23 protein-coding genes are annotated in these 23,538 nt (G+C 72.0%); 15 read left to right on the forward strand and 8 right to left on the reverse strand.

Going from position 1 to position 23,538, the window contains the following annotated elements; all coding sequences use genetic code 11:
- Positions 1-794, reverse strand: a 794-nt coding sequence (locus DEI89_RS02715; RefSeq protein ID WP_258368660.1) for a tryptophan-rich sensory protein, incomplete at its 3' end; no start/stop codon positions are given.
- A 102-nt stretch (positions 795-896) separates the two neighbouring features.
- On the opposite strand from DEI89_RS02715, the gene DEI89_RS02720 reads away from it, so the two are divergent.
- The 5 genes from DEI89_RS02720 (at position 897) to sufU (ending at position 5,521) form a co-directional block, all read left to right on the forward strand.
- Complete coding sequence (locus DEI89_RS02720) at positions 897-1,880, forward strand: magnesium and cobalt transport protein CorA (RefSeq protein WP_258368661.1); 984 nt, start codon at positions 897-899, stop codon at positions 1,878-1,880.
- Between the two features lie 140 nt (positions 1,881-2,020).
- Complete coding sequence (locus tag DEI89_RS02725; protein WP_110902523.1) at positions 2,021-3,304, forward strand: chloride channel protein; 1,284 nt, start codon at positions 2,021-2,023, stop codon at positions 3,302-3,304.
- A 134-nt stretch (positions 3,305-3,438) separates the two neighbouring features.
- Positions 3,439-3,651 (forward strand): antitoxin, encoded by a 213-nt coding sequence (locus tag DEI89_RS02730; RefSeq protein WP_110902524.1) that lies wholly within the window; start codon positions 3,439-3,441, stop codon positions 3,649-3,651.
- A 92-nt stretch (positions 3,652-3,743) separates the two neighbouring features.
- Entirely contained in the window at positions 3,744-5,075 is a 1,332-nt protein-coding gene (locus DEI89_RS02735; protein ID WP_375537761.1) for a SufS family cysteine desulfurase, read from the forward strand.
- Positions 5,072-5,521 (forward strand): Fe-S cluster assembly sulfur transfer protein SufU, encoded by a 450-nt coding sequence (gene sufU, locus DEI89_RS02740; RefSeq protein WP_110902525.1) that lies wholly within the window; start codon positions 5,072-5,074, stop codon positions 5,519-5,521. The genes DEI89_RS02735 and sufU overlap by 4 nt, the downstream gene beginning before the upstream one ends.
- Before the next feature lie 128 nt (positions 5,522-5,649).
- Here sufU and DEI89_RS02745 read toward each other — a convergent pair whose 3' ends face one another.
- Positions 5,650-6,135, reverse strand: a complete 486-nt coding sequence (locus tag DEI89_RS02745; RefSeq protein WP_110902526.1) for a MarR family winged helix-turn-helix transcriptional regulator — start codon at positions 6,133-6,135, stop codon at positions 5,650-5,652.
- 63 nt (positions 6,136-6,198) lie between these two features.
- Between DEI89_RS02745 and DEI89_RS02750 the strand changes: the two genes are divergently transcribed.
- The 3 genes from DEI89_RS02750 to DEI89_RS02760 all read left to right on the forward strand — a co-directional run bounded on the left by DEI89_RS02750 (position 6,199) and on the right by DEI89_RS02760 (position 8,653).
- Complete coding sequence (locus tag DEI89_RS02750; protein WP_110902527.1) at positions 6,199-6,567, forward strand: VOC family protein; 369 nt, start codon at positions 6,199-6,201, stop codon at positions 6,565-6,567.
- Between the two features lie 110 nt (positions 6,568-6,677).
- Positions 6,678-8,078, forward strand: a complete 1,401-nt coding sequence (locus tag DEI89_RS02755) for an LLM class flavin-dependent oxidoreductase (protein ID WP_258368663.1) — start codon at positions 6,678-6,680, stop codon at positions 8,076-8,078.
- An 80-nt stretch (positions 8,079-8,158) separates the two neighbouring features.
- Entirely contained in the window at positions 8,159-8,653 is a 495-nt protein-coding gene (locus DEI89_RS02760; protein WP_110902528.1) for an N-acetyltransferase, read from the forward strand.
- Here the strand turns inward: DEI89_RS02760 and DEI89_RS02765 are convergent.
- A complete protein-coding gene (locus DEI89_RS02765) occupies positions 8,641-9,447 on the reverse strand; it encodes an SGNH/GDSL hydrolase family protein (RefSeq protein ID WP_110902529.1) in 807 nt (268 codons plus the stop codon). The two genes, DEI89_RS02760 and DEI89_RS02765, sit on opposite strands and share 13 nt — an antisense overlap.
- A 152-nt stretch (positions 9,448-9,599) precedes the next feature.
- Between DEI89_RS02765 and DEI89_RS02770 the strand changes: the two genes are divergently transcribed.
- Entirely contained in the window at positions 9,600-10,322 is a 723-nt protein-coding gene (locus DEI89_RS02770) for a VIT1/CCC1 transporter family protein (protein WP_110902530.1), read from the forward strand.
- A 284-nt stretch (positions 10,323-10,606) separates the two neighbouring features.
- Here DEI89_RS02770 and DEI89_RS02775 read toward each other — a convergent pair whose 3' ends face one another.
- The 3 genes from DEI89_RS02775 to DEI89_RS02785 are packed head-to-tail and all read right to left on the reverse strand — an operon-like array spanning position 10,607 to position 13,975.
- Positions 10,607-11,548 carry an acetamidase/formamidase family protein gene (locus DEI89_RS02775; RefSeq protein WP_110902531.1) on the reverse strand — a complete coding sequence of 314 codons (942 nt, stop codon included), beginning with the start codon at positions 11,546-11,548 and terminating at the stop codon, positions 10,607-10,609.
- Positions 11,545-13,014 (reverse strand): APC family permease, encoded by a 1,470-nt coding sequence (locus tag DEI89_RS02780; RefSeq protein ID WP_258368665.1) that lies wholly within the window; start codon positions 13,012-13,014, stop codon positions 11,545-11,547. Before DEI89_RS02780 ends, DEI89_RS02775 begins: the two co-directional genes overlap by 4 nt.
- A 46-nt stretch (positions 13,015-13,060) precedes the next feature.
- Complete coding sequence (locus DEI89_RS02785) at positions 13,061-13,975, reverse strand: proline iminopeptidase-family hydrolase (protein ID WP_110902532.1); 915 nt, start codon at positions 13,973-13,975, stop codon at positions 13,061-13,063.
- A gap of 115 nt (positions 13,976-14,090) precedes the next feature.
- On the opposite strand from DEI89_RS02785, the gene DEI89_RS02790 reads away from it, so the two are divergent.
- Positions 14,091-14,828 (forward strand): FadR/GntR family transcriptional regulator, encoded by a 738-nt coding sequence (locus DEI89_RS02790; RefSeq protein ID WP_110902750.1) that lies wholly within the window; start codon positions 14,091-14,093, stop codon positions 14,826-14,828.
- A gap of 106 nt (positions 14,829-14,934) precedes the next feature.
- Here DEI89_RS02790 and DEI89_RS02795 read toward each other — a convergent pair whose 3' ends face one another.
- Both DEI89_RS02795 and DEI89_RS02800 read right to left on the reverse strand, forming a co-directional pair.
- Positions 14,935-15,813, reverse strand: a complete 879-nt coding sequence (locus DEI89_RS02795) for an ABC transporter permease subunit (protein ID WP_110902533.1) — start codon at positions 15,811-15,813, stop codon at positions 14,935-14,937.
- Entirely contained in the window at positions 15,810-16,739 is a 930-nt protein-coding gene (locus tag DEI89_RS02800; RefSeq protein ID WP_110902534.1) for an ABC transporter ATP-binding protein, read from the reverse strand. Before DEI89_RS02800 ends, DEI89_RS02795 begins: the two co-directional genes overlap by 4 nt.
- A 272-nt stretch (positions 16,740-17,011) precedes the next feature.
- On the opposite strand from DEI89_RS02800, the gene DEI89_RS02805 reads away from it, so the two are divergent.
- The 5 genes from DEI89_RS02805 (at position 17,012) to DEI89_RS02825 (ending at position 23,524) form a co-directional block, all read left to right on the forward strand.
- Entirely contained in the window at positions 17,012-18,571 is a 1,560-nt protein-coding gene (locus tag DEI89_RS02805; protein ID WP_110902535.1) for an NCS1 family nucleobase:cation symporter-1, read from the forward strand.
- A gap of 157 nt (positions 18,572-18,728) precedes the next feature.
- Positions 18,729-19,490 carry an aspartate/glutamate racemase family protein gene (locus DEI89_RS02810; protein ID WP_110902536.1) on the forward strand — a complete coding sequence of 254 codons (762 nt, stop codon included), beginning with the start codon at positions 18,729-18,731 and terminating at the stop codon, positions 19,488-19,490.
- Positions 19,487-20,866 (forward strand): allantoinase AllB, encoded by a 1,380-nt coding sequence (gene allB / locus DEI89_RS02815; protein ID WP_110902537.1) that lies wholly within the window; start codon positions 19,487-19,489, stop codon positions 20,864-20,866. Before DEI89_RS02810 ends, allB begins: the two co-directional genes overlap by 4 nt.
- Positions 20,859-21,929, forward strand: a complete 1,071-nt coding sequence (locus tag DEI89_RS02820; protein ID WP_110902538.1) for an acetamidase/formamidase family protein — start codon at positions 20,859-20,861, stop codon at positions 21,927-21,929. Before allB ends, DEI89_RS02820 begins: the two co-directional genes overlap by 8 nt.
- Positions 21,920-23,524, forward strand: a complete 1,605-nt coding sequence (locus DEI89_RS02825) for an AtzH-like domain-containing protein (RefSeq protein WP_258368667.1) — start codon at positions 21,920-21,922, stop codon at positions 23,522-23,524. Before DEI89_RS02820 ends, DEI89_RS02825 begins: the two co-directional genes overlap by 10 nt.
- Positions 23,525-23,538 lie beyond the last annotated feature (14 nt).

Below are 23,538 nucleotides of genomic sequence, written 5' to 3' on the forward strand. Positions count from 1 at the left end.
GCGTAGCCCCCGGCCCGGCCCGGCCCGGCGGCCCGGCCCGGCCCGGCGCGGGCACGCGCGACGAGCGTCACGACGACGACCACCACGGTGGCGCCGACGGCCGTGACCGCGGTCGGCACCGAGACCAGCGGCCCGTCCAGCCGGGCGACCGCGACCCACGCGAGCCCCCAGCCGAGCGCGAGCGTCGGCGAGATGCGCCCACGTCCGGTGACGGCCACGAGGACGCCGACGAGCCCAGCGACCGCCGCGACGACGACACCCCAGACGTCCTGACCGAGGCCGAGACCCCGGAAGCCCGCTGCCGAAAGGACCGCGGCCGTGTTCGCCGCCGTCGCCACGCATACCCAGCCGAGGTAGAGCCCGAACGTGCCGTCGGTGACGATCGCCTCGACCCAGCCGGACGGCGTCGTGCGCCGCAGCACCACGAAGGCCCAGGCGAGCACACCGAGCAGCGCGACGATGATCGGTTCGCTGAGCCACAGGTACCCGAACTGCACGCACAGGATCCACGCCGCGTTGAGCAGCAGGGACAGTGTCGCGGGGACGGCGAGTCGGTCGTGGCGGGCGCGGTCGGCGGTGCGGGGGAGGAACTGCCACACGGCGAAGGCGATGAGCCCCACGTAGACGACGCTCCAGATCCCGAACGCCGGTCCTCCCGGTGCGATCGCGGTGGCGGAAGCCGAGAGCGCCCCGTCTGCCGCCTCCGCGATCGGGGTGCCCCCGGCCGCACCGGACCCGATGAACGAGCCCACCACGGCGACGACAGCGCTCACTGCGATCACGATCTTCCGCATCCACCGCATGGTCGTCCTCTCGTCAGCATGCTGAGGATCCGGACGCTACGCCGTCCCGCTGCCGTTCGCCCACCGGTTGCCCAGGGTGCGTACGGTGGTGCCGTGACCGTCGAGTTGAACACCGTGTACGTGGACCGCATCGCCCCGACGGCGAGCAGCACGCTCGACGACAGCTTCCGGATGATCGAGGAGCACGGCGCCTCGGCGTGCATCGTGCTCGACCGGCCCGACGCCGTCGAGCTCGGGGACGTCGCGGTGGCCCTCGGGCTGCACGAGCTGGCCGTCGAGGACTCCGCCGAGGGGCACCAGCGGCCGAAGCTCGAGCGGTACGGTTCGACCCTCTTCGCGGTGCTCAAGCCCGCCGTGTACCGGGACGCCGAGGAAGAGGTCGAGTTCGGCGAGGTGCACGCCTTCGTCGGTGAGGACTTCTTCCTGGCCGTCGTGCAGGCGGACCCGCGCGGACCCAGGACCGTGCCGCGCGCCCTGCAGCGGATGAGCGGCAAGCCGGGCCTGGTCACCGCCGGGTCGCAGGCGCAGCTCTGGGCGCTGATGGACTCGATCGTCGACGACTACCGCCCGGTCATCGACGGTCTCGAGGAGGACATCAACCAGATCGAAGGCCAGCTGTTCTCGGGCAGCGCCGGGGTGTCCCGCCGCGTCTACGAGCTGTTCGGCGAGGTCGTCGACTTCCAGCGGGCAGCGCGCCCGCTCATCCGGATGATCGAGGACCTGCACCGCGGCGCCGAGAAGTACCACCTGCCGGTCGAGTTGCAGCGGCGGTTCCGCGACGTCCTGGACCACGTCATCCGGGTCGTCGAGCGTCTCGACACCTTCCGGCAGCTGCTGCAGAACGCGCTGACGGTCGACTCGACCCTGGCCGCGCAGAAGCAGAACGACGACACGAAGCGCATCTCCGGGTGGGCGGCGATCCTGTTCGCCCCGACGCTCATCGCGGCGATCTACGGCATGAACTTCACCCACATGCCGGAGCTGTCGTGGACGTGGGGCTACCCGCTGTCGATCCTCGCGATGGTCCTGTTCGCGGCGGTCCTGTACGCGGTGTTCAAGGTCAAACGCTGGTTCTGACCGCGACAGCGCGTCGGCCGGCAGGGCGCCACCAGTAGGCCGGGAGGCCCGGATCACCATCCGCAGGTCGGGACCGGATCGCGGGGGCGAGCAGGGCCTCCCGGCCGTTCCGGCGGAGCGCTCCCACTACGCTTGCCGACATGCCACACAACGGTCACGCCAGCCCGGCCTGGGTGCTGAAGCTCGCCGTGGTCACCGGGCTCGTCGGGGTCGCCGGCGGGGCCGCGGGGATCGCCGTGTGGCTCGCGCTCCAGCTCATCCAGTTCGTCGCGTTCGGGTACCCCTTCGCCGGCCACCACGAGGCCGCCGATGCACCGTCGGGCCTGAACCGGTTCCTGGCGGTCCTGGCCGCCGGGGTCCTGACCGCGATCGCGTGGTGGGCGATCCGACGCTGGGGGCGACCCGTCGTCGGCGTGCCCGCGGCGGTCGCCGGCAAGCGGATGCCGTCGCTCGTGACCCTCGGCAACGCGGGCGTGCAGATCCTGGCGGTGGGGCTCGGCGCCTCGATCGGCAAAGAGGTCGCACCGCGGGAGATCGGTGCCTGGGCTGCCCAGCTGCTCACGGTGCGGGCCGGTCTGAGCCGGCGAGAGACCAAGGTGCTGGTGGCCTGCGGAGCGGCGGCCGGCCTGGCGGCGGTGTACGACGTCCCGCTCGGCGGGGCACTGTTCGCGGTGGAGGTCCTGCTCGGCGAGCTCACCCTCGCCACCGCGCTGCCCGCGTTCGTGACGAGTGCGGTCGCGGCCTTCGTCGCCCGGTTCGTGATCCCCGACGAGGTGCTCTACCACGTGCCCGCGATGCACCTCTCGCCCTCGCTGCTCGTCTGGGCGGTCGTCGTCGGGCCGCTGCTCGGCTTCGCCGGTGTCGGGTTCGTCAAGACCACGAACCGGCTGCAGGGCATCGCCCCGACCGGGTGGAAGCTCCTCGTGGTGCTGCCGGTCGTCTTCGCACTCGTCGGCCTGGTCGCGGTGCCGTTCCCCGAGGTGATGGGCAACGGCCGGGCCCTCGGCATCGCGGCCATGAACGCCGACCTCGACGGTCCGACCCTGCTCGGCATGACACCACTCCTGGCGCTGCTGGTGCTCGGCCTGCTGAAGACGGTCACCACGGCCGCGACGATCGGCGCCGGCGCGGTCGGTGGCACCCTGACGCCGTCGATCGCGATCGGCTCGGCACTCGGCGGGTTCCTCGGTGCCGCCTGGCTGCTGCTCTGGCCGGTGGACGGCGGCAGCATCGCCTCGTTCGCGTTCATCGGGGCGGCCGCGTTCCTGGCGACGACGATGCGCGCACCGTTCACGGCGCTCGTGCTCGTCGTCGAGTTCACGCAGCAGGGGACCGACATCCTCATCCCGTCCCTCCTGGCCGTCAGCGGATCGGTCGCCGTCGGGTACGTGCTGGCCCGCCGCCGCAGCGCCCAGATGGCCTGACGACCCGGCCGTCGGCCCTCGCGGGGACGCTGCTGGGCATCCGGTGGACGAGCCGGACCGACCGGTCGTGCCGTGGTTAGCATCGGCGCCAGGACGCGGAGCACCAGGCACCGCGGCGAGGTGAGGAGCCGGTCATGGCGGGATTCGACGACATCACGAAGAAGGCCCAGTCCTTCCTGCGGGACGGCAAGGTCCAGGACGCGCTCAAGAGCGAGAAGGCCGAGGGCGTGAGCGACAAGGTCTTCGACGGCGTCGCCGACGCCGTGAAGAAGGCCACCGGCGGCAAGTACGACGACAAGATCGACAAGGCCCGCGACGAGGCGGACAAGCGCGTCGGCAACGAGTAGCCCGGCGCGGCGCTGGCCCGACTGGACTGCACCGGGAAGAACGACCACGATTGACGGGTTGTCTGCCGGAGACGCACAGGAGGGCCAGCACCGTGACGATCGTTGCACCAGCGCCGACGGACGACTCCGTCGAGCCGCTCACCGAGGACGAGGTCGCCCGCATCCGGGCCGACTTCCCGATCCTGCAGCAAGAGGTGAACGGGCAGCCGCTCGCCTACCTCGACTCCGGGGCCACGGCTGAGCGACCCGTGCAGGTCCTCGACGCCGAACGCCGCTTCCTCGAGCACGACAACGCCGCCGTGCACCGCGGCGCACACACCCTCGCCGCGCTGAGCACCGACGCCTACGAGGACGCCCGGGCCACCGTCGCCCGCTTCATCGGCGCCGCGAACCCGTCCGAAGTGGTCTGGACGGCGAACGCCACCGATGCCCTCAACCTCGTCGCGTACGGCATCCGGAACGCCAGCGCCGGCCGCGGTGGTCCCGAGGCCGACCGGTTCCGGATCGGTGCCGGGGACGAGATCCTGGTCACCGAGGCCGAGCACCACGCCAACCTCGTGCCGTGGCAGGAGCTCGCCGCGGCCACCGGTGCGACGCTCCGCTGGGTGCCGGTGGACGACACCGGCTGCTGGAGCGCCGCCGACGCACTCGCGCACGTCACCGACCGCACCCGGGTCGTCGCGATCGCCCACGTCTCGAACGTCACCGGCATGATCGCCCCGGTCGCCGAGGTCGTCGCCGCGGCGCACGCGGTCGGGGCCCTCGTCGTCCTGGACGCCTGCCAGTCCGCGCCGCACCGTCCGCTCGACGTGCGCGCACTGGACGTCGACTTCGCCGCGTTCTCCGGGCACAAGATGCTCGGACCGAACGGCATCGGCGTGCTGTGGGGGCGCCAGGCCCTGCTCGACGCGCTGCCGCCGTTCCGCACCGGTGGGTCCATGATCACGACCGTGACGATGGAGCACACCGACTTCATGCCGGCACCCGAGCGCTTCGAGGCCGGGACCCAACCCGTGTCCCAGGCCGTGGCGCTCGCCGAGGCCGTCCGGTACCTGGAACGGATCGGCATGCAGCGGGTGCAGGCGCACGAGGAGCACCTGGCGCAGCGGATGCTCACCGGGCTCACCGCGGTGCCGGGCATCACCGTCGTCGGGCCGCCCGCCGGGGTCGCGCGCAGCGGCCTGGCCTCGTTCGTCGTCGACGGGGTGCACGCCCACGACGTGTCGCAGTACCTCGACGCGCAGGGCATCGCCGTCCGGTCGGGCCACCACTGCGCCCAGCCGCTGCACCGCCGGCTCGGCCTGACCGCCACCAGCCGGGCGAGCACCTACGTCTACACGACCGAGCAGGACGTCGACCGCTTCGTCACCGCCGTCAGCGAGATCCGCGGGTACTTCGGCGCCGACGCGGAGGACGCCTCGTGAGCAGCCTCGACAGCCTGTACCAGCAGGTCATCCTGGACCACGCCAAGGCCCGGCACGGTGACGGCCCGCTCGAGCACGCCGACGCCGAGCACTTCGAACGGAACCCGACGTGCGGGGACGAGATCACCGTGCGGCTGCGTCTGGAGCCCGGCACCGACCGCGTCGCGGAGGTCGCCTGGCAGGGGGACGGCTGCTCGATCTCGATGGCTTCCGCATCCGTGCTGACCGACATGGCCGTCGGGCGCACCGTTCCGGAACTGTTGGCGCTGACCGAGGAGTTCCGCACGATGATGCGCTCCCGCGGCGTCGGCGAGCCGGACGAGGACGTGCTCGAGGACCTCGTCGCGTTCCACGGTGTCTCGAAGTTCGTCATGCGCGTCAAGTGCGGGATGCTCGCCTGGGTCGCCGCCGAGACGGCGGCGCAGCAGGCGGTCGCGGCGCGCTGAGTCGCGGTCCCACGCCGCGGATCGCGGAAGCGGCGACGCCCGCCCACCGGACGGGAGGCGCGGTGCCAGCGGGTACCGTGCCTCCCGTCGCCGTGTCTCCCGTCTGACGCGCCCGACTCCGACGCCGGTCAGTCGGCGACGTCGGCCGGGTCGGGCTGCCGGTCGGCTCCGTCGCTGCGGAGCGACCGGACCATGCTCCGCAGGAGTCGCCTGGCGGCTGCGCGGTCGTCCTCGTCGAGGTCGCCGAGCATCCGGTCCTCGACGGAGCGGACCGCAGCGGTCGCCGCGGCCAGGTCCCGCCGCCCACGATCGGTCAGTCGTGCCGGCATGACCCTGCCGGCACGGGCCTCCGTGGGCCTCGTGACGACGCCGTCCCGCTCCAGTGTCCGCAGGAGGACGTTCATCGACTGCCGGGTCACGAACGTGCCGCGGGCCAGTTCGGAGTTCGACGAGCCCGGCCGCTGGGCGAGCAGTTCCAGGCAGGCGTAGTGCGTCACGGTCATGCCGAGCGGCCTGAGGACGGCCTCCATCGACGCACGGAGCGCGCTCGCGGTCTCCTTGAGGAGGTACCCGATCGAGGTCGGCAGGTCGACGCCGTGTCCGTCTTGACTCATGTCAGTAGTCTGACATACGCTCGTACATGTCAGAAGCCTGACATCAACAGAAGGAGCAACCCCATGCCCGTCAACGGCCCCGACTTCGTCTCCCTGCAGGTCCGCGACCTCGACGCCTCGCAGGCGTTCTACGAGCGGTACCTCGGCCTGGTCCGCTCGCCCGCCGGCCCCCCGCACGCCGTGGTCTTCACCACGACACCGGTCGCCTTCGCGCTGCGGGACATCGTCCCCGGAACCGACCTCGCCGCGGCGGACCAGCCCGGCGTCGGCGTCGCGCTCTGGCTGCACGGCACCGAGGTCCAGGCGATGCACGACGCGCTGCAGGCCGACGGCCACCGCATCGTCGCCGCGCCGATCGACGGGCCGTTCGGTCGGACGTTCACCTTCGCCGACCCGGACGGCTACCACGTGACGCTGCACGACAAGGCCTGACGCGGTCGTCGGCCCAGCGCGCAGCGCACCGAGCGCGGGGCGGCGGACGCCGGCGTCACGGGGCGTCACGGTCCGTGACGCACCCCCGGTACCCGTCGTACGGTCGCGTCGTGACCACGAACCGCGAGCCCCGGCAGATCCGCTTCAACGCGTTCGACATGAACTGCGTCGCCCACCAGTCCTCCGGACTGTGGCGCCACCCGCGCGACCGTTCCCGGCACTACAACGACCTGTCCTACTGGACCGACCTGGCGAAGACGCTCGAGCGCGGTGCGTTCGACGGCATCTTCATCGCCGACGTCCTGGGCACGTACGACGTGTACGGCGGCACGAACGAAGCGGCGCTCCGCACCGGGTCGCAGGTACCGGTGAACGACCCGATCCTGCTCGTGTCGGCGATGGCGGCCGTCACCGAGCACCTGGGGTTCGGGATCACCGCCGGCACCGCCTACGAGCACCCGTACCCGTTCGCCCGACGCATCTCGACACTCGACCACCTGACGAAGGGCCGCGTCGGCTGGAACGTCGTCACCGGGTACCTGCCGAGCGCCGCCCGCAACATGGGGCAGACCGACCAGCTCAGCCACGACGACCGGTACGACGTCGCCGACGAGTACCTCGAGGTCCTCTACAAGCTGTGGGAGGGCTCGTGGGAGGACGACGCCGTCATCGAGGACCGCGAGACCGGCGTCTTCACCGACCCGGCGAAGGTGCACCCGATCGAACACCACGGCAAGCACTTCGACGTGCCGGGCATCCACCTGTCGGAGCCCTCCGTGCAGCGCTCACCCGTCATCTACCAGGCCGGTGCGTCACCGCGCGGCATCCGCTTCGCGGCCGAGAACGCCGAGGCCGTCTTCGTCGGGGCGCCCACCCTGCCGCAGCTCGCGGTGACCGTCGGCAAGATCCGGGACGCCCTGGAGGCTGCTGGTCGCGACCGGTACGCCGCCAAGGTCTACACGCTGCTCACCGTGATCACCGACGAGACCGACGAGCTCGCGCAGGCGAAGTACCGCGACTACCTCTCGTACGCGTCCGAGGAGGGCGCGCTCGTGCTCAACTCCGGCTGGATGGGTGTCGACCTGTCGCAGTACGACCTGGACGAACCGCTCGGCAACATCGAGTCCAACGCCATCCAGTCGGCCGCCGCGAACCTGTCCGCCGCGACGGGTGAGGACGGCACCACCTGGACGGTCCGCGACATCGCGCGGCAGACGGCGATCGGCGGCCTGGGCCCGGTCGAGGTCGGCAGCGGGGCGACGATCGCGCAGCGGCTCGTCGACATCCAGGAGCAGACCGACGTCGACGGATTCAACCTGGCGTACGCGGTGACGCCGGGCACGTGGGAGGACGTCATCGAGTTCGTCATCCCGGAGCTCCGGGTCCGCGGTGCCTACCCCGAGGGGTACCGCGATGGGTCGCTGCGGAACAAGCTGTCCGGGCGCGGGGACCGGCTGCCGGAGGAGCACCGCGGAGCGTCGTTCCGGGTGCGGGAGCCCGCGTCGGCATGACGGACTGACCATCGGAGGTCCGGCCGGCGCCCGCCGACCGGCGAGGCCACGCAGGGGCCCGGTCGTAGGGTGGGCGGGTGATGGAGTCGACGGCAGCCGTGCGGGTCGCCGAGCCAGGGTCGCGGGAGTTCGATGCTGCCTGCATCGACCTCTGGGCCGCGGCGGTCGCCGCACGTGACGGTCGCCCCGAGGACCCGGCGGTCCGGGCACGAGCGGCGGAGAAGTTCGCCGCCGGACGCGTCGCCTTCGTGGTCGCGCCGGGGGCAGACGGCGCGGTCCGTGGTTTCGCCCTCGTCACGACACCGGGCAGCGGTGGCGGAGCGAGCCCCTCGGACGCCGCGTACCTGAGCCTGCTCGCTGTCGATCCGTCGGCGCAGGGCAGCGGTCTCGGCCGTGCGCTCCTCGTCGCCGCGGTGCAGGAAGCCCGCGCCGCCGGACACGAACACTGCATGTTGCACGCGCTCGAGGACAACGCCCCCGCCCTCCGCCTCTACCGCAGCGCGGGGTTCCGGCCGGTCGGCGAGCCGTTCCCGCACGCGCTGAGCGGCCGACCGACGCGGACCTACGTGGTCTGACCCGCGCCTCCCGGCCGGGACGGCACGACCGGCGCCCAGTCGCCCTGCCCGGCGACCCGACCGTCCCCGGAGGACCGACCCGTCACTCGACGCCGGACCCACGGGACGACGTGGTCGCGGTAGTACCGGAGCTCCGCGCCCACCGACGTCTTCGTCGCGTCCGGCACGCGCGGGACCGCGGCCTCCGGACCGTCGGCGATCGCGTGCAGTGCTAGGTCGGCGACCCGCTGGTGTCCGAGCGGGTTCATGTGCAGGCGGTCCTCGGACCAGAACTCGGCGCGGCCGAGGTGCGCGTCGCGTGAGACGTCGACGAACGGCAGCCCGCGCTCGCGACTGAACCCGGTCAGCGCCTCGGCCCAGGCGTCACCGCGGGCGTTGATGAGCCGTCCGAGGGGCAGCCGTGCACTCGGGTCGGCGGGGCTGAGCAGTGCGAGCCGGATCCCGCGGGCGGCGACGACGTCCGCGGCCTCGGCCAGGCGTCCGAGCAGCACGTCGACGTCGTAGCCGGGGCGGAGCATGTCGTTGCCGCCGCCGCAGAAGGTGATGAGCGTGGGTGCCGGGTCGAGGGCGAGTGCGGCGTCCAGCTGCCCGTCGAGGACTCCCGCGAGCAGACGACCGCGGATCGCCAGGTTGGCGTACGACACCGGCCCGGACAGGTGGTCCGCCAGGCCGACCGCCAGGCGCCCCGCCCAACCGGGGAACGGGACGCCCCCGTCGTCGCCGACACCCTCGGAGAAGCTGTCCCCGATGGCGACGTAGCGGACGGGATCGGTGCGGGCGGGCACGGCGGACATGGTCCTCCTCGGTGAGACTCGGTCGTGGCGTCATCCATCGTGCTCCTCATGCGCAGGCCGTGCTGAGGGAAGGCTTGCCTCACCACGAAATGCCCGGTCAGGGGAGCCTTCCCTTGCTGGTGCGATCAGCTGACAAGTGCTTTCCTTTCCTCATGTCGACCGCTGCTGACCTCGCGCTCCCCGCCACCGGGCACGACGACGCCACGAGCGCCGCCCGCCTGAACTGGTTGCGCGCCGGGGTCCTGGGCGCCAACGACGGCATCGTGTCCGTCGCCGCCGTCCTCGTCGGTGTCGCCGGGACCGGCGCGGCCGCCGGACCGGTCCTGGCCGCGGGCACGGCTGCCCTCGTCGGTGGCGCCGTGTCGATGGCGCTCGGCGAGTACGTGTCCGTCAGCGGTGCCCGTGACGCCCAGCGCACCGGGCAGGCCGCACACCAGGCACAGCTCGAGGCCGAGTCCGAGGACCAGGCCACCATCGCCGCGCACTACCGCGGTCTCGGGGTCTCCCCGGACGTCGCCGAGACCGTCGCCGCCGAACTCGTGCGCCCCGAGGTCCGGGGCCGCCGTGCCGCCGCCGCCCTCCGCGACGCCGAGGACGAGGTCGTCAGCCCCTGGCGCGCCGCCTGGGTCTCTGCCGCGACCTTCACCGTCGGTGCCGCCCTGCCGTTCCTCGCGATGCTGCTCGCCCCGGCGTCGAGCCAGATCCTCGTCACCGTCGTCGCCGTCCTCATCGCGCTCGCCGTCACCGGCACCACCGGCGCGACCCTCGGTGGCGCACCCCGCGGTCGGGCGACCGTCCGCGTCGTGCTCGGGGGAGCACTCGCACTCGCTGCCACCTACGGCGCCGGGACCCTGCTCGGGGCACACGTGTCCTGACGCGCGTGCGCGGCGCTCGACGGGCGGGTCGCGTCGCGTCGCGCACGTCGCCTCGCGTCGTGCGCGTGGGTCCGGCCCGAGATGCCGAAATGCCGGCATCTCGCGGGTCGAGACGCCAGCATCTCGGCACCCGGACGATCTGCGTGCGGTGAGTTGCGACATCACGTGACGCGCGGCGGTGAGGTGGGACGTGGGTGCGGGAGCGCGCCGACGGACGGGAGGCCCGGACCGCGTGACCGACGTCGGTCACGTGATCCGGGCCTCCCGTCCGGCACGGCGCCGGGTCAGTCCCCGGCGGTCAGCACCGCCTTCGGCACCCGGTGCAGCGTGACGGCACCGACCGCATCGAACGGGTGCAGCGGGTCCGGAGCGCCGGACCCCGTCGGCCCGCCGAGCTTCGAGTCGCCCACGGCGCTGAGCACCGCGTAGGCGTCGTCCGGGGTCCAGCCGTGCTCGTCGACGAGGAACGCGAAGGCGTCCTCGTACCCGCGGCGGATGCTCTCCTGCACCGGCTCGCCGAGCCCGACGAACAGCCACTCGTCGTCGGTCTCGATGCGTGGTGCGCGGAGCGCGGGGCCGCCCTTGACCAGGTCGACGGAGACGACGGCGGTGCCCTGCGCTTCGATCGCGACGAACGAGGACTCGCCCTCGGCCATGATCGCGTGGATGTCGCCGATCGACAGCAGCGCGCCCGGTACCCGGACCGGCAGGTACACCGTCGAGCCGGGGCGGGCCTCGGTGACGTCCATGTTCCCGCCCTCGGCGTACGCGGGCATGATCGTGGAGTTCTCGCCCTCTGCCGGTGCGGTGCCGATGCAGCCGATCATCGGCCGGACCGGGAAGGCGTGCCTCTTCGAGACCCGTACGACGCCGCCCTCGATCGGGCAGCGGCGGGTGAAGACCCGGTCGCCCATCACGTGCTGCAACGCTCCGGAGCCGGGCAGCGAGACCGACCAGCCGTGCGTGGTCAGCTCGATGTCGTGGATCGTCACCGCGAGGGTGTCGCCCGGTTCAGCGCCCTCGACGTACACCGGACCCGTCACCGGGTTGATCGGTGCCTGCAGCTGGGCCATGTCGTGGTGCTCGTCGAGTTCGGCGTAGACGGCGTCGGTCGTCTCGAAGCCGATCGTCTCGCCGGTGCCGGGGGTGATCGTCAGCGCGGGCTCTCGGTCGGCGGAGTACCCGGGACGGCCGAGGGTGTTCGGCAGGTGGTGGTCGGCGGTCATCGGTGGTCCTCGTCGGTCGAGATCGGGCTGGCGGTCGTGCTGCTGGCGGGCGCGCCGGTCGGGTCGCCTTCACCCAGGGTGCCCGGCTCCTCGGAGCCGACCTCGGTGGAACGGCCGGTGGAGCGGTAGTACAGGAACACGCCGGCGCCGACGATGAGCCAGACGATGCCGCCGACCTTCGCCTCGACGGCCGCGTTGAGCAGCACGTACCCGATGATCAGGAACCCGATCAGTGGCACGACCAGGTGCAGCAGCCAGTTGCGCGACTTCCCCTTCACGATGTGGTGCACGAACACCGACACGTGCAGGAGCATGAAGCCGAACAGGGCACCGAAGTTCACCAGCGACGAGATCGTGTCGATCTGCCCGACGAAGAACAGCACCAGGATCGCGGACAGCACCGAGACGACGAGGATCGCGTTCTGCGGGACCTGACGGCCGTTGAGCTTGTGCAGGAAGGCGGGCAGCTGCCGGTCACGGCTCATCGAGAACAGCAGGCGGCTCGTCGCAGCCTGCGCGGCCATGGCGTTCGCGATGCCCACGGCCAGGACGTTGACCGCGAAGAACGCCGTCGCCCACCCGCTCGACGACGCCTGCTCGACGATCGTGAAGAACGCGTTGCCCGCCTCGCTGTCCGAGAAGGAGTCACGGCCGGCGGCGAGGGCGCTGGCGAGCCAGGTCTGCACGACGAACAGGAACGCGACGATGACGAGCGCCAGGATCATCGCGAGACCGGCGCCGCCGCGGCGGCCGGTGGACTCCTCGGACAGCGTGGAGATGCCGTCGAAGCCCAGGAAGCTCAGCACCGCGATCGACAGCGCGGAGGCGATCAGTGGCGCCGACACCTTCGCCGGGTCGAACACCTGGTCGGTGCTGAAGGACGCTCCCGGAACCGTGCCACCGGTCAGGGCGACGATCGCGATGACGACGAAGACGACCACGAACACGAGCTCGATGAGCAGGAAGATCCGGTTCGCCAGCTTCAGGGACGACACCCCGGCCAGGTTGATGACGGTGTTGATCGCCACGAAGACGAGCGCCCACAGCCACCGCGGGGTGCCCGGGAAGATGCCGACCATGCTCTCGGCCGCGAACACGTAGAGCAGGGTCGGGACGAGCAGGTAGTCGAGCAGGATCGCCCAGCCGGCGAAGAAGCCCGCCGTCGGGTGGATACCACGGCCGACGTACGAGAACACGCTGCCGGCCAGGGGGATCGACTTCGCCATCTGGGCGTAGGCCAGGGCCGTGAAGATCATCGCGACGAGGCCGACCAGGTAGACGAGCGGCACCATGCCGGACGACGCGTTGTAGACGGTGCCGAAGATCGCCCACGGGGCGATCGGCACCATGAAGACGAGCCCGTAGACGAGCAGGTCGGTGGTGGAGACGGAGCGTTTGAGCTCCTGCTTGTAGCCGTAGGCCTCGAGCTGCTGCTGTGCGGAGAGCTCGCTGTGCTGCTGCGACATGTCGGGTTCCGTTTCGGGGAGGAGGGACGGTGCAGGGATGGGCGGGTCAGCCGGTGGGCTGGGCGTCGTGCTCGGCCAGGAAGGCGCCGATGACGCGACGGAACTCCTGCGGCTGCTCCAGGTGGGTGCAGTGGCTGGCGCCGGGGAAGACGTGCTGGCGTGCGTCCGTGATGTGCTGCACGAACGGCTGCCAGGTGGCGGGGGTCGCTTCGTCGTGCTCACCGGCGACGACGAGGGTCGGGACGTCCACCTGGTCGAGGCGGTCGATGACGGACCAGTCCCGCAGCGAGCCGATGACGTGGAACTCGTTCGGCCCGTTCATCGTGTGGTAGACGGTCGGCTCCGCTTCCATCTGCTCCTCGGAGGCCACGAAGTCCGCGGGCATCGGGACCACTCGGCAGACGTGGCGCTCGTAGAAGACCTGGGTGGCGGCGAGGTACTCCGGGTCCTCGACGGTGCCCGCGGCCTCGTGCCGGGTGAGGGCGTCCTGCACGTCGTCGGGCAGCTGCGCACGGAGTTCCGCCGCCCCGTCGACCCACAGCTGCATGGATGCGGGGGAGTTGCAGATCGACAGGCTCGCGATGCCGCCCGGTCGTCGGACGGCGATCTCGGCTCCGAGCATGCCGCCCCACGACTGCCCGAGGACGTGGTGCTCGCCGAGGTCCAGGTGTGCGACGAGCGCGAGGTACTCGTCGACGAAGAGCTGCGGCTGCCAGAGGTCGGCGGGGGCGTCGGGGCGGTGGCTGCTCCGGCCACAACCGAACTGGTCGTGGTGCACCACCGTCCGACCCGTCTCGTCGGCGAAGGCCTCGAGGTTCCGGAGGTAGTCGTGGGCCATCCCCGGGCCGCCGTGCAGCACGACGAGGGGCAGCGCACCCGGGACGGGGCGGTCGGGTTCGGTGATCCGGTACCAGGTCTCGCCGTCCTGGAACGGCATCGTGCTCTCGGTGATGCGGGACATGGGGTGAGCATGGCCCGTTGAAAGGTCCCAGGCAAGACCTTTTCCGCTCGTTTAACGTGGCCGTAACAGGACACCCGGGCGACCGGGGTCAGGGTGGAGGGCGGAAGGGGTGCCGGTGACGGATCGCGCGACGGAGACCCGGGTCGACGAGGTCGAGGACCGGCTCGTGACCGCGGTCGCCGTCGGCGAGTACCTCCCCGGCTCCCGGCTGCCACCCGAACGTGAACTCGCCGGCCTGCTCGGGGTCGCCCGCGTCACGGTCCGCGGCGCGCTCGCCCGGCTCGTCAACCGCGGGTTGCTCGAGACCCGACGCGGCCGGGGTGGCGGGACCTTCGTCCGCGACCAGGAGGCCGGTGCCGCCTCGGACTCAGTGGGGCGCACGCTCCTGGCACGGTGGGCGGGGATCCAGGACACGGCCGACGCCATCGCGATCCTGCACGGTGCGCTCGCCGCGGCCGCCGCCGAACGGATCACCGCGGACCAGGCGGCCGGACTCCGGGAACGACTCGAGGCCTTCCGCACCGCGACCTCGGGGTTCGCCAAGCAGCAGGCCGACGCGGTCCTACACCGCAGCATCATCGACGCAGCGCAGAACGACGTGCTCCGCACCACGCTCGCGTCGCTCGAGTCGCAGATCTCGATCGCGGCTCCGGCGCACCTCTGGGGGACCGTCGACGGGATGGCGGCGATGGAGGCCCGGGCGCTGCGGGACCACGAGGAACTGGTCGAGGCAGTCTGTGCGGGACGGGTGGCGGACGCCGGGCGCATCGCACGGCAGCACGTGGGGATCGACGTCGAGTTGCTGGAGCGCGCGATGCTCCGGGCGGGACAGGTGCCGACCGGACCGGTGTGACGATGCCGGACGGGGAGGGCCGGGACACGGGAGGCCCGTGGCGGAGTCGCCACGGGCCTCCCGTGCTGCTGGTGCTGCTGGTGTGGTGCTGCCGGTGTCGTCCGGGTCAGACGTCGCGGCGCTTGGCGACGGTCATCGCCAGGGCGTTCACGACGACGACCTCGGCCAGGAGCACACCGGCACCGCTCCAGCCGTTGAGCGTGATGCCCTTCGGCGCGGGGGCACCCGAGTCGAACTGGTACAGGTGGGCACCGGCCGCGTCGGGCAGGAACTGGGTCACGTCGTTCAGCCAGTCGAGGTTCGCCAGCCCGGCGACGAGGCTGATGACCACGGGCAGGACCAGCAGGATGCCGAGCGTGATCGCGATGCCGCCCGCGCTCGAACGGACGAGCAGGCCGATACCGAAGGCGAGCAGTGCCAGCAGGGTGACGTCCACCGACGCACCGAGGATCGGCATCCAGACGGACGGGTCGGCCAGGTCGGGTTCGAGTCCCTTGCCGACCTGCAGGGCCGTCGAGATCGCGACGCCGATCCAGTTCGCCACCGCGCTGACGACGAAGGTGGTGACCGCGAGGACGGTCGCCTTCGCGACCAGGGCGCCGAGCCGACCGGGGTCGGCGGTGAAGGTCGACCGGATCTGTCCGGTGGCGTACTCGCCGGTGATGATGAGCACACCGAGCACGCCCACGACCAGGGCGGTCAGGTAGACGCTGATCGTGTTGATGCTGACGATCATGGCGTTCGCGCCGACGGTGCTCTGCTCGGCCCGTCCCGGTTCGAAGGCGGACCCGAGCAGGACGGCCAGGCCGAGGGTCAGGACGGCGATGACGGCGTAGCACCAGAACGTCGACCGGATGCTCCGGAACTTGATCCACTCGCTGCGGACGAGTCGGGTGTAGCCGAGGTGCACGTCGCGCGAGGACAGGTCCCCACGGTGGCGGTGCTGCTGGGTCGTCGGCTGGTCGGTCTTCTGCGGGGCGCTCATCGGGCTCCCTCCGATCGGTACTCGACGTCGTCGCGGGTGAGGGCCATGTAGGCCTCTTCCAGGCTCGCGCCGGTCGGGGTGAGTTCGTGCAGGACGACGTCGGCGCGGGCGGCGATGTCGCCGACGGTCGGTGCGTCCGGTCCGACGACGAGGAACGAGCCGTCCTCGCGCTGGGTGACCGTCGCGTTCGGGCCGATGGCGGTGAACAACTGGTCCGGCATCGGGGTGCGGACGACGACGCGCGCCAGGCTCACGTTGCCCGCGTGGTCACCGGCACCGGCGACGAACTCGGCGATCGGGGCGTCGGCGAGCACCTTGCCACGACCGAGCACGACCACGCGGTCGGCGGTCTGGGCCATTTCGCTCATCAGGTGGCTGGAGAGGAACACGGTCCGGCCCTCCCCGGCCATCCGACGGGCGAGCTGTCGGACCCAGAGGACCCCGTCGGGGTCCAGGCCGTTCACGGGCTCGTCGAGGATCAGGGTCTGCGGATCGCCGAGCAGCGCTGCGGCGATGCCGAGCCGCTGCCCCATGCCGAGCGAGAAGCCGCCGACCCGCTTGCGGGCGACGGACTCGATGCCGGTCATGTCCATGACCTCGTGCACCCGCCGCTTCGGGATGCCGTGCGTCGCGGCGAGCGCGAGGAGGTGGTTGTACGCGCTCCGACCGGAGTGCACCGCCTTCGCCTCGAGCAGTGCGCCGACCTGCCGGAGCGGGTCCCGGTAGCTCCGGTACGGGCGACCGTTCACCGTCGCCGTGCCGGAGGTCGGCTCGTCGAGCCCCATGATCATGCGCATGGTGGTCGACTTGCCGGCGCCGTTCGGGCCGAGGAAGCCGGTGACGCTGCCGGGGTGCACGACGAACGAGACGTCGTCGACCGCGAGCTTGGGGCCGTAGCGCTTGGAGAGGTGCTGTACTTCGATCATCGCCGCCCACCGTACGGGGACGCCGGAGCCGGCCGCCTCCCCCTGGAGGCGGAGATCGCGGCCACCTCGTGATCCTGCCGAGCGCCCCCCGTCGGCGACGGACGAACACCGGTGTCCTGCGCCGAACCCTCCCGCCACTTCGGAACGATCGTTCCAAGGCGGGTGTGATGTCACACGGTCGTCACACAGGGGAAACGGGCGGCGCGACCGAGGTCCGTAGCTTCGTGCCCAGGCAGACGCCGACCTCACCCTCTCCCACTCCGGAGGACGTCATGGCAACAGAAGTCGCGGCACCCGTCGCAGCGCCCCACGCCCCCCTCACGCCGACCGCCCCTGCGGGCGCCGGCCTGATGAAGCCCGGTTACGACCCGGCCCTCACGAACGAGGACCTCGCCCCGCTGCGGAAGCAGACCTGGACCAGCTACAACGTGTTCGCGTTCTGGATGTCGGACGTGCACTCCGTCGGCGGGTACGTCACCGCCGGCTCGCTCTTCGCACTGGGGATCGCCAGCTGGCAGGTGCTCGTCGCCCTGGTCGTCGGCATCCTGATCGTGCAGGTCTTCGCGAACCTCGTCGCGAAGCCCTCGCAGCGCACCGGGGTGCCGTACCCGGTGATCAACCGGGCGGTCTTCGGGGTCCTCGGCGCGAACGTGCCTGCGATCATCCGCGGCCTCATCGCGATGGCCTGGTACGGCGTGCAGACCTTCCTGGCCGCCCAGTCGCTCAATATCGTGTTCCTCAAGTTCATCCCCGGCGCAGCCGCCCTCCTGGAGCCGTCGTTCCTCGGGTTGAACGCGCTCGGCTGGATCTCCTACGCCGTCCTCTGGGTGGCACAGGGCGCCCTGTTCTGGATGGGCATGGACGCGATCCGGAAGTTCATCGACTGGGCTGGTCCCGCCGTGTACGTCGTGATGATCGCGCTCGCCGCGTACCTCGTCGCGACCGCCGGCATCGGCAACATCTCACTGACGCTCTCGGTCGGTGCGCCGATGTCCTTCGGTGCGAGCGTCCCGGTGATGCTGTCCGCGATCGCCCTGGTCGTCAGCTACTTCTCCGGCCCGATGCTCAACTTCGGCGACTTCTCGCGGTACGGCAGGTCATTCGCGGCCGTCAAACGCGGCAACATGCTCGGCCTGCCGATCAACTTCCTGTTCTTCTCGATCCTCACCGTGCTGTGCGCCAGTGCGACCGTCCCGGTGTTCGGCAAGCTCATCACCGACCCGATCGAGACCGTACAGGCCATCGGCGCCCCGTTCGCGATCCTGCTCGGCGGACTCACCTTCGTCACCGCGACGGTCGGCATCAACATCGTCGCCAACTTCATCAGCCCCGCGTTCGACTTCTCGAACGTCGCACCCCGCCGGATCAGCTGGCGGATGGGCGGGATGATCGCCGCGGTCGGGTCCGTGCTGCTCACCCCGTGGAACTGGTACGGCAACGACCAGGCGATCCTCTACACGCTCGGCGTCCTCGGGGCACTGATCGGCCCGCTCTTCGGCATCCTGATCGCCGGCTACTACATCGTCGGCAAGCAGCGGGTCGCCGTGGACGACATGTACTCCAAGGACCCGGCCGGCCGGTACTGGTACCGGAAGGGGTTCAACCCGAACGCCATCTGGACGCTCGTCACGACCGGTGCGGTGTCCGTCGCCAGCGCTGTGCTCCCGCCGGCCCTCGGGGTCGTCCCGTGGCTGAGCAGCTACAGCTGGTTCATCGGCTGCGGCCTCGGGCTCGTCGTCTTCTGGGCGCTCGAGCGTCGGTCGCCCGCCATGCCGCTCCTCGACGCAGACGACCCGACGGTCGACGACGGCGCCGCCCTCGGCCGCGCCTGACCGCCCTCGGTCGCGCCTGACCGGGGGACCCTCCCTGCACAGGGGCACCGGCGCACCGACTCCGGCAGGTGCCCCTGTGGACAGCCGGGAGGCCCGCCACCAGCCCGCGAGGATCGTCACCGCCCACGCTCCACCCGCTCCACCGGAAGGACCCACGATGCGCATCCGCGTCGTCAACCCCAACACCACCGTCTCGATGACGGCGGCCATCGGCCGTGCCGCAGCCGCTGTCGCCGGACCGGGAACGGTCATCGAAGCCGTCCAGCCCAGCATGGGTCCGGCGTCGATCGAGAGCCACTACGAGGAAGCGCTGGCCGTGCCGGGGCTCCTCGAACAGGTGCTCGCCGGGGAGCGCGACGGGGTGGACGCCACCGTCGTCGCGTGCTTCGGGGACCCGGGCATCGACGCGGCGCGCGAGATCGCCCGCGGCCCGGTGATCGGCATCGCCGAAGGGGCGTTCCGGACCGCCGCGATGCTCGGTCGGCGCTTCGGCGTCGTGACCACGCTCGAGCGGACGACCGGCCGTGCACGCGAACTCGCCGACCGCTACGGCTGCGCGTCCCTGCTGACCGAGGTCCGGGCGTGCGAGGTCCCCGTGCTCCGGCTCGACGACCCGGCCTCCGGCGCCCGGCAGCTCGTGGTCGACGAATGCCGTCAGGTGATCGCGAACGGCGCCGACGCCGTGGTGCTCGGTTGTGCGGGGATGGCGGAGTTCTGCGCATCGGTGTCCGACGAGATCGGGGCCCCGGTCGTCGACGGCGTCAGCGCCACGACCCTCCTCGCCGAGACACTCGTCCGACTCGGGCTGACCACCGGCAAGCACGGTGAGTACGCGCCGCCGCCGCCCAAACGGTTCACCGGGGCGCTCGCGTCCTTCGAGCTCGACGGCACCCGCGCGATGGTCGGAGCGGACGCATGACGAGCCTCCAGACCGCCGCGGTGGCGGACGCCGTCACGCCCCCCGACCTCGTGCTCCGTGCCCGCCGAACGTGGGTCGACGGCGCCTTCCGGCCCGCCGCCATCGTCGTCCGCGACGGGCGTGTCGCGTCCGTCGAGCCGCTCGACACCGACGTCACCGGGCACCACGACGCGACAGTCCCCGACGCCCACGTCCTGCTGCCCGGGCTCGTCGACACCCACGTCCACGTGAACGAGCCCGGGCGCACCGAGTGGGAGGGCTTCGCGTCCGCCACCCGCGCGGCCGCCCTCGGCGGGGTGACCACCATCATCGACATGCCGCTCAACTCGATCCCGGCCACCGTGGACGTCCCCGCGCTGCAGGTCAAGCGCGCCAGCGCCACCGGACGCGTCGCGGTGGACGTCGGGTTCTGGGGCGGAGCGGTCCCGGACAACGCCGGCGCCCTCGCCGGCCTGCACGACGCCGGGGTCTTCGGCTTCAAGTGCTTCACCGCCCCGTCCGGGGTCGACGAGTTCCCGCACCTCGACCCGACGCAGCTCCGGGCCGCGATCGCCGAGGTCGCCGCCCTCGACGCGCTCCTCATCGTCCACGCCGAGGACCCGGACCACCTCGTCGAGCACGACGCCCTCGGCCCGCGCTACCAGGACTTCCTCGACACCCGACCCGTCCAGGCGGAACGGTCCGCGATCGCCCGCGTGATCGACGGTGCGCGGGATACCGGTGCCCGGGTGCACGTCCTCCACCTCTCCGACGCCGGCGCGCTCCCGATGATCCGCGCGGCGAAGGACGACGGCGTGCGGATCACGGTCGAGACCTGCCCGCACTACCTGGCCTTCGAGTCCGGCTCGATCCCGGACGGTGCCACGGCCTACAAGTGCTGCCCGCCGATCCGCGACGACGCCAACCGGGACGCACTGTGGGCCGGCCTCCTCGACGGCACCATCGACATGGTGGTCTCGGACCACTCGCCCTCGACCGCCGACCTCAAGGTCGACGACTGGGGCCTCGCCTGGGGCGGCATCGCCGGCCTGCAGGTGGGCTTCCGAGCGCTGTGGACCGAGGCCGCGCGCCGGGGGTTGCCCCTCGAGGCGGTCCTGCCCGCCGTGACCACCGGACCGGCGGCGCTCGCCGGGTTCACCGACCGTGGCCGGATCGTGCCGGGTGCGCTTGCACACTTCGCCGTGTTCGACCCGGACGCCGAGTCCACGATCGACGTCGACGCCCTGGCACACCGGAACCCGGTGTCCGCGTTCGACGGGCTCCAGGTCCGCGGCCGGGTCACCCAGACGTGGCTCCGCGGGCGGCGTGTCACCGGCACCACCGACGGCGTCACGACGGTGGACGTGGTCGCCGGGGAGCTGGTGGACCGTGGCTGAGACACTCACCGCCGCCGACGTGCACGTCGGGTCGACGCCCGACGACGTCCTGTGGGGGCAGCTGCCGAGCCGCGACGACGCCCCCGTCCGCGCGGTCGCCCCGGGCACGGTCGTGACGATCGACACCGTCAGCCACGAAGGGCTGTTGTCCGACCAGGGGTCCGACCCGGTGGCGTTCTTCGGTGGGCACGGCGTCGAACCGGATGCCGTGCTCCAGGACGCGATCGACATCGTGCGGGATCTCGACCGGAACGCCGCCGACGGTCCGCACGTGGTGTCCCGACCGATCGCCGTCACCGGAGCCGAACCCGGCGACGTGGTGTCGGTGGCGATCCTCGCGGCGGTGCCTCGGGTGCCGTACGGGGTGATCTCGAACCGGCACGGACGCGGAGCACTCCCCGGGGAGCTCCCGCGCGGTGACGGCCCCGTCTCGGTGTTCGCCGACGTCGTGACCCGCGACGGCGTCGACCACGGCCGGCTGCCGGTGGTGGCGGGCGGTCCCCGCGTGGTGACCTTCCCGCTCCGACCGTTCCCCGGCATCGTCGGGATCACCGTCGACAGCGACGTCCGGCCGCACTCCGTCCCGCCGGGGGCCCACGGCGGGAACATCGACATCGCCCTGCTGACGGCCGGGTCGACGCTGCACCTGCCCGTGCAGGTGCCGGGAGCCGGTGTGTACGTCGGCGATCCGCACTTCGCCCAGGGCGACGGCGAGGTCGCCCTCACCGCGATGGAGGCCTCGCTCCGCCTGACCCTGCGCCTCGACGTGGTCCCGCGTGCCACTGCGCTCCGGCGCTTCGGCGCCCTGGTCGGTCCGATCGCCGAGACGACCGAGTTCCTCGTGCCGACGGGCATGGACGCCGACCTGGACGAAGCCGTACGCCGATGCGTCCGGGCGGCGATCACCCTGCTCCGGGCACGGTGGGGCGTCGACGAGCACCTGGCGTACGCGTACCTCAGCGCCGCGACCGACTTCCGCATCTCGCAGGTCGTCGACCTCGTCTGCGGCGCGCACGCGACCATCCGCAAAGCGGACTTCGACGCGGTGGTGCCGTGCGGCTGACGGGGACGTGGCCCGCCGGCCTCGAGTCGGCGTTCCACGAGTACGAGTCGGCCCTGATGCGGGACGACACCGCCGTGCTCGACGCGCTGTTCGAACCCGGCCCGGGCACCCTGCGCGGTGACGGCGCCGGCCTGCTGCGCGGGCACGGGCAGATCAGTGCGTTCCGCTCGTCCCGCGGCGGTGTCGCCCGCCGGGAACTCGTCGGCGTGGACGTGCAGGTCCTCGGCCCGGACGCCGTGCTGGTCGTGGGCGAATCGCAGTTCGTCGACGGCGGGCGCGGCCTGCAGACCCAGCTCTGGTGCCGGACCGACGGCGCATGGCTGATCCGCACGGCGCACGTCACCGGACGCGCGCCGGCGTTCGACCGGTCCGTCTGGCGCGTGCTCGGCGACCCGCTCGTCCCCGGCGGTGGTGCCGACGCCGGCCTCGGTCCTGGTGCTGGTCCCGGTCCTGGTGCTCGCCCCGGTCCCCTCGTCGGGGTCCGGGTGGCGGTGAAGGACCTCTTCGCCGTCCGCGGGCAGGTCATCGGCGCGGGCAACCCGACGTGGCAGGCCGCAGCCGCCGTCGAGCACGAGCACGCCCCCGCGGTCGCGATGCTCCTCGACGCCGGAGCCGAGCTGACCGGCATCGCCCGGAGCGACGAGTTCGCCTACGCGCTCGCCGGCCGGAACGCCCACTCCGGGACGACGCCGAACGGTGCGGCACCACAGCGGATCGGTGGTGGGTCGACCTCCGGTTCGGCTTCGGCGGTCGCGCTCGGACAGGCGGACCTCGGTCTGGGCACGGACACGGCAGGCAGCATCCGCGTGCCCGCGTCGTACCAGGGGCTCTGGGGGCTCCGGACGACCCACGGCACCGTCTCGCGGAGCGGCGTGCTGCCCCTCGCGCAGACCTTCGACACGGTGGGCTGGCTGACACGTGACCCCGGGGTGCTCCGGCAGGTCGTCGGCATCGCACTCGGTGACACCGCTGCGCAGCTGCGCGGTGCTGACGCCGGCGCGATCCGAACGGCTCCGCTGCTCCTGAGCGACGCGTTGCTCGACGCCGCCGAACCCGGCACCCAGAGCGCGTTCCTGGCGTGGCTCGAGCGGACCGGTCGCCCGGTGCGGTCGGTCGAGCTGCCCGACCTGGACGACCTCGCCGAGACGCTGCGGGTCGTCCAGGCCGCCGAGGCGCACCGGAACCACGGTGACTGGGTCGCTGCGCACCCGGGGGCACTCGGAGCCGACGTCGCCGAGCGGTTCGCGGCTGCGGCAGCCGTCACGGCAGAGCAGGAGTCGGCAGCGCGTGTCCGCCTCGTCGAACTCCGGACCGCGGTCCGACGGGTGATCGACGACGGTGTACTGGCCCTCCCCACGGTGCCCGGACCCGCGCCGAGCCGCACGGCCGGCACCGCTGCCGTGCTGGTCACGCGTCGGGCCACACTCCGCATGACGTCCGTGGCCGGGGTCGGCGGCCTGCCGGCGGTCAGCATGCCGGCGCTGCACCTCCAGGACGCTCCCGTCGGGATCTGCCTCGTCGGACCGGCCGGTGCCGACCTCGCGCTGGTCGACCTCGCGATCGACCTGTCCTCTTCGTCCGCAACACGTTCGTAACGCGCGTTCCACTA

Origin of the sequence: Curtobacterium sp. MCBD17_030 (assembly GCF_003224255.1) — a bacterium.
GTDB lineage: Bacteria > Actinomycetota > Actinomycetes > Actinomycetales > Microbacteriaceae > Curtobacterium.

What these genes read in the sequence shown, in the direction of transcription:
- DEI89_RS02725 (WP_110902523.1), top strand. Translation starts at nt 2,021, where the DNA reads ATGCCACACAACGGTCACGCCAGCCCGGCCTGGGTGCTGAAGCTCGCC.
- DEI89_RS02730 (WP_110902524.1), top strand. Translation starts at nt 3,439, where the DNA reads ATGGCGGGATTCGACGACATCACGAAGAAGGCCCAGTCCTTCCTGCGG.
- DEI89_RS02745 (WP_110902526.1), bottom strand. Translation starts at nt 6,135, where the DNA reads ATGAGTCAAGACGGACACGGCGTCGACCTGCCGACCTCGATCGGGTAC.
- DEI89_RS02750 (WP_110902527.1), top strand. Translation starts at nt 6,199, where the DNA reads ATGCCCGTCAACGGCCCCGACTTCGTCTCCCTGCAGGTCCGCGACCTC.
- DEI89_RS02760 (WP_110902528.1), top strand. Translation starts at nt 8,159, where the DNA reads ATGGAGTCGACGGCAGCCGTGCGGGTCGCCGAGCCAGGGTCGCGGGAG.
- DEI89_RS02765 (WP_110902529.1), bottom strand. Translation starts at nt 9,447, where the DNA reads ATGTCCGCCGTGCCCGCCCGCACCGATCCCGTCCGCTACGTCGCCATC.
- DEI89_RS02770 (WP_110902530.1), top strand. Translation starts at nt 9,600, where the DNA reads ATGTCGACCGCTGCTGACCTCGCGCTCCCCGCCACCGGGCACGACGAC.
- DEI89_RS02775 (WP_110902531.1), bottom strand. Translation starts at nt 11,548, where the DNA reads ATGACCGCCGACCACCACCTGCCGAACACCCTCGGCCGTCCCGGGTAC.
- DEI89_RS02780 (WP_258368665.1), bottom strand. Translation starts at nt 13,014, where the DNA reads ATGTCGCAGCAGCACAGCGAGCTCTCCGCACAGCAGCAGCTCGAGGCC.
- DEI89_RS02785 (WP_110902532.1), bottom strand. Translation starts at nt 13,975, where the DNA reads ATGTCCCGCATCACCGAGAGCACGATGCCGTTCCAGGACGGCGAGACC.
- DEI89_RS02795 (WP_110902533.1), bottom strand. Translation starts at nt 15,813, where the DNA reads ATGAGCGCCCCGCAGAAGACCGACCAGCCGACGACCCAGCAGCACCGC.
- DEI89_RS02800 (WP_110902534.1), bottom strand. Translation starts at nt 16,739, where the DNA reads ATGATCGAAGTACAGCACCTCTCCAAGCGCTACGGCCCCAAGCTCGCG.
- DEI89_RS02805 (WP_110902535.1), top strand. Translation starts at nt 17,012, where the DNA reads ATGGCAACAGAAGTCGCGGCACCCGTCGCAGCGCCCCACGCCCCCCTC.
- DEI89_RS02810 (WP_110902536.1), top strand. Translation starts at nt 18,729, where the DNA reads ATGCGCATCCGCGTCGTCAACCCCAACACCACCGTCTCGATGACGGCG.
- allB (WP_110902537.1), top strand. Translation starts at nt 19,487, where the DNA reads ATGACGAGCCTCCAGACCGCCGCGGTGGCGGACGCCGTCACGCCCCCC.